This is a genomic window from Streptomyces sp. W16, from assembly GCF_033194735.1.
Classification (GTDB): domain Bacteria; phylum Actinomycetota; class Actinomycetes; order Streptomycetales; family Streptomycetaceae; genus Streptomyces.
In genome coordinates this window covers 1-4,701 of sequence record NZ_JAWOAI010000653.1, presented here as the reverse complement: position 1 = coordinate 4,701, position 4,701 = coordinate 1, and the positions used below count along the sequence as shown (strand labels likewise).

5 protein-coding genes are annotated in these 4,701 nt (G+C 69.5%); all 5 read right to left on the bottom strand.

Translation table 11 applies throughout. The features are described from left to right. The coding region (locus R6V09_RS46265) for a trypsin-like peptidase domain-containing protein (RefSeq protein WP_317887475.1) at nt 1-587 on the bottom strand (587 nt) is incomplete at its 3' end. 270 nt (nt 588-857) lie between these two features. Continuing rightward, complete coding sequence (gene truB, locus R6V09_RS46260; protein WP_317887474.1) at nt 858-1,763, bottom strand: tRNA pseudouridine(55) synthase TruB; 906 nt, start codon at nt 1,761-1,763, stop codon at nt 858-860. Next, the gene (rbfA, locus tag R6V09_RS46255) at nt 1,760-2,209 is read right to left on the bottom strand and encodes a 30S ribosome-binding factor RbfA (protein ID WP_317887473.1); all 450 of its coding nucleotides are present in this window, start codon (nt 2,207-2,209) and stop codon (nt 1,760-1,762) included. The genes truB and rbfA overlap by 4 nt, the downstream gene beginning before the upstream one ends. Before the next feature lie 38 nt (nt 2,210-2,247). After that, nucleotides 2,248-2,541 carry a DUF503 domain-containing protein gene (locus tag R6V09_RS46250; protein ID WP_019074817.1) on the bottom strand — a complete coding sequence of 98 codons (294 nt, stop codon included), beginning with the start codon at nt 2,539-2,541 and terminating at the stop codon, nt 2,248-2,250. Between the two features lie 137 nt (nt 2,542-2,678). Continuing rightward, a partial coding sequence (gene infB, locus R6V09_RS46245; protein WP_317887472.1) for a translation initiation factor IF-2 occupies nt 2,679-4,701 on the bottom strand: 2,023 nt, incomplete at its 5' end.

The window sequence follows — 4,701 nt, the reverse complement described above, 5'->3', positions numbered from 1 at the left end:
GTGCCGAGGACGCCGATCACCGCGCCGGTCACCGTGTCGAGGACGGGTCCGCCGGCCGCTCCGCCGCCCAGCCGGAGCGCGTCCCGCCCGGCCGTGCCGATCGCCAACTCCAGGGCGTCGTCGAGGAGATGGAAGCGGTCGGTGGCCGTGTACGTGGCGGAGGTCGCGCCCAGGACGCGGGCCTCGCGCCAGCGGCCCGCGGCGATCCGTACGTACGTGCCGGTCTCGATCCGGTCCCGGACGGTGACGGGGAGCGGGTCGACGCCGAGTCCTTCGGTGCGGACGAGGGCCAGGTCCAGGTCGGGCAGCGGGGTCACCGCGTCGGCGGTCACCAGGCAGGTGCGGTCACCGGCGGCGTGCAGGACGAGCCGGGGCAGTCCGTCGACGGCCTCGTGGCTGGTGATCACCGTGCCGTGGTGGTCGGCGACGAATCCGGTGCCTCGCGGGCGTCCGGCCAGATCGCGGATCCGCACCAGAGCCTCGTCACCCGGCACCGGAGCGTCACTCGGCACCGGAGCGCCGGCCGTAGTGGCGCGCTCCTCCTGCGTGTGACGGCCGCCGCCCGCCCGCGGGCCCCGTCCCACCATGGTCGAACCTCCCCGCCGTACCCCTGCCCTGTGTTCGACGGTAGGCGCGGAGTGATCAGCGGGACAGATCGCGTGGTGAACGCGCCCCCTTCCGCTCCCTCGGTTCACTCCGAGCGCCTGCCCAGGTGGGTGAATAGACGCGGAGCGTTGGATACACCCTAGGGGTGGGGGAACCGAGGGGGGACCGTGGAGCGGCGGGAACGTGGACCCCGTGACCGCCGCTCCACGGGCGGGAGTTGACACCCCCGGAGAGGTCTCCGGGGGTGTCACTCAGGCGAAGACCGCGAGGCTCTTGGCCTTGCCCTGCTGTGCCTCGACAAGGGCCAGGAAGCGGCCCTCGGGGTCGAAGACGCCTACCGCGCCGAGGCCCGTGTACTCCTCGGGGATGTCCAGGCGGACACCGTTGAGCAGCAGCTTCGCCCGCCTGTCGTCCACGGACCAGCGGGGGAACGCGGCCTTGGCGGCCTCGGCGATCGGCATCACGGTCAGCTCCTGCTGGTGCTGGTCCAGGGTCTTGGCCGAGTCCAGCTTGTAGGGGCCTACGCGGGTGCGGCGCAGGGCGGTGAGGTGGCCGCCCACTCCGAGGTCGGCGCCCAGGTCGCGGGCGAGCGCCCGGATGTAGGTGCCGGACGAGCAGACCACGGAGACCACCAGGTCCAGGACGGGGGTGCCGTCCTCGGCGACGGCGTCCCGGACGTCGTAGACCGCGAAGGAGAAGATGGTGACGGGGCGGGCGGGGATCTCGAAGTCCTCGCCGTCGCGCGCCCGTTTGTAGGAGCGCACGCCGTTGATCTTGATGGCGCTGACCTTCGACGGGACCTGCATGATCGCGCCGCTGAGCTTGGCGATCCCGGCGTCGATGGCCTCCCGGGTGACCTTCGAGGCGTCGACCGACCCCGTGATCTCGCCCTCGGCGTCGTCGGTCAGGGTGTTCTGGCCCAGGCGGATGGTGCCCAGGTACTCCTTCTCCGTCAGCGCGAGATGGCCGAGGAGCTTTGTCGCCTTCTCGACACCGAGGACGAGCACGCCCGTCGCCATGGGGTCGAGGGTGCCGGCGTGCCCGACGCGGCGGGTGCGGGCGATGCCGCGCATCTTGGCGACCACGTCGTGCGAGGTGAAGCCCGACGGCTTGTCCACGATGACAAGGCCGTCGGGCGTCTGGGTTTTCTCGGTCATTCGGAGGCGTCGTCCTCGTCGTCCTCGCCGGGCTTCTTGTACGGGTCGGCGTCGCCCGCGTAGGCGGCGCCTGCCGAGACCTCGCGCACCTTCTCGTCGGACTGCCGGGCCTTGTCGAGGAGGTCCTCGATGGTCTTGGCGGTGTCCGGCAGGGCGTCCGCGACGAAGGTGAGGGTCGGCGTGAACTTCACGCCGGCCGCGGCACCCACGGCCGAGCGGAGCACGCCCTTGGCGCTCTCCAGTCCGGCAGCCGCCTCGGCCCGCGCCTCGTCGTCCCCGTACACCGTGTAGAAGACGGTCGCCTCCCGCAGGTCACCCGTCACCCGGGTGTCCGTGATGGTGACGTGCGTGCCGAGCCGCGGATCCTTGATCCCGCGCTGCAGCTTCTTGGCCACCACCTCTCGGATGAGGTCCGCCAGCCTCTTGGCACGCGCGTTGTCGGCCACTGGTCCGTCTCCTTAGTAACTACGTCTTGCTGCTTGCTTCAGTCTTCGTCGCTGTGGAGTCTGCGTCGAACCGAGAGCAGTTCCACCTCGGGCCGCCCGGCGACGAGTCGCTCGCAGCGGTCCAGTACGTCGGTGAGGTGTCCCGTGTCCCCGGAGACCACCGCGAGCCCGATCTCGGCCCTGCGGTGAAGGTCCTGACTGCCCGTCTCGGCCGCGCTCACCGCGTACTTGCGCTGGAGTTCGGCCACGATCGGACGGACGAGTGAGCGTTTCTCCTTCAGCGAGTGGACGTCGCCGAGGAGCAGGTCGAAGGACAGAGTCCCCACATACATGTGTGTCCGGATGTCCCGCCGGTTCGGGGTATGGGCGCCGGTCTTGGACGCCGATACAGGAACCGTACACGCAACGGCCGGGGCCGATCGACGGAATTCTGTCCCCGCCGACCGGCCCCGATCGCGTGCTGTGTCGATCAGCCGCGAGGCTTCTCGCGCATCTCGTACGTCGCGATGACGTCGTCGACCTTGATGTCGTTGAAGTTGCCGAGGTTGATACCGCCCTCGAACCCTTCGCGGATCTCGGTGACGTCGTCCTTGAAGCGACGCAGACCGGAGATGGTGAGGCTCTCGGCGATGACCTTGCCGTCGCGGACAAGGCGCGCCTTGGTGTTGCGCTTGACCTCTCCGGAGCGGACCAGGACACCGGCGATGTTGCCCAGCTTGGACGACTTGAAGACCTCGCGGATCTCCGCCGTACCGAGCTCGACCTCCTCGTACTCCGGCTTGAGCATGCCCTTCAGGGCCGCCTCGATCTCCTCGATGGCCTGGTAGATCACCGAGTAGTACCGGACGTCGACGCCCTCGCGCTCCGCCATCTGCGCCGCGCGGCCCGCAGCGCGGACGTTGAAGCCGATGACGATCGCGTCGGAGCCGGTCGCCAGGTCGATGTCCGACTCGGTGACCGCACCCACGCCGCGGTGCAGGACGCGGATGTCGACCTCTTCGCCGACGTCGAGCTGGAGCAGCGAGGACTCGAGAGCCTCCACCGAACCGGACGCGTCGCCCTTGATGATGAGGTTGAGTTCCTGCACCAGACCGGCCTTGAGGGCCTCGTCCAGGTTCTCCAGGGAGAACCGGACTCCGCGCCGGGCGAAGTTGGCGTTGCGCTCGCGCGCCGCGCGCTTCTCGGCGATCTGACGTGCCGTGCGGTCCTCGTCGACGACGAGGAAGTTGTCGCCGGCGCCCGGGACGTTGGTGAGACCCAGGACCAGGACGGGGGTCGACGGAGTCGCTTCCTCGACGTTGTTGCCGTTGTCGTCGAGCATCGCCCGGACACGGCCGTACGCGTCGCCGACCACCATCGTGTCGCCGATGCGCAGCGTGCCGCGCTGGACCAGGACCGTCGAGACGGCACCGCGGCCACGGTCGAGGTGGGACTCGATCGCGATGCCCTGCGCGTCCTGCTCCGGGTTGGCCCGCAGGTCGAGCGAGGCGTCCGCGGTCAGGACCACGGCCTCCAGCAGCTGGTCGATGTTGAGACCCTGCTTGGCGGAGATGTCGACGAACATCGTGTCGCCGCCGTACTCCTCGGCCACCAGACCGAACTCGGTGAGCTGACCGCGCACCTTGGTCGGGTCGGCGCCCTCGACGTCGATCTTGTTGACCGCGACCACGATCGGCACGTCGGCCGCCTTGGCGTGGTTCAACGCCTCGATCGTCTGGGGCATCACACCGTCGTTGGCCGCCACCACGAGGATCGCGATGTCGGTCGACTTGGCACCACGGGCACGCATGGCGGTGAACGCCTCGTGACCCGGGGTGTCGATGAAGGTGATGCGACGCTCTTCGCCGTTGACCTCGGTCGCGACCTGGTACGCACCGATGTGCTGCGTGATACCGCCGGCCTCGCCCGCGACGACGTTCGTCTTGCGGATGGTGTCCAGCAGTCGGGTCTTACCGTGGTCGACGTGACCCATGACGGTCACGACCGGCGGACGCGCGACGAGGAACTCCTCGCCACCCTCGTCCTCGCCGAACTCGATGTCGAAGGACTCCAGGAGCTCGCGGTCCTCCTCCTCCGGGCTGACGATCTCCAGGACGAAGTTCATCTCGTCCGCGAGGAGCTTCAGCGTCTCGTCGGAGACGGACTGCGTGGCAGTGACCATCTCGCCGAGGTTCATCATCACGCCGACGAGCGACGCCGGGTTGGCGTTGATCTTCTCGGCGAAGTCGGTGAGCGAGGCACCGCGCGACAGACGGACGGACTGTCCGTTGCCACGAGGCAGCATCACACCGCCGACCGACGGGGCCTGCATGGCCTCGTACTCCTGGCGCCTCTGCCGCTTCGACTTGCGACCACGACGCGCGGGACCACCGGGACGACCGAAGGCGCCCTGTGTGCCACCACGGCCACCCGGACCACCGGGACGACCGCCGAAGCCGGGACGGCCACCGCCGCCACCTGCGGGAGCACCCGGACGGCCGGCGAAACCGCCG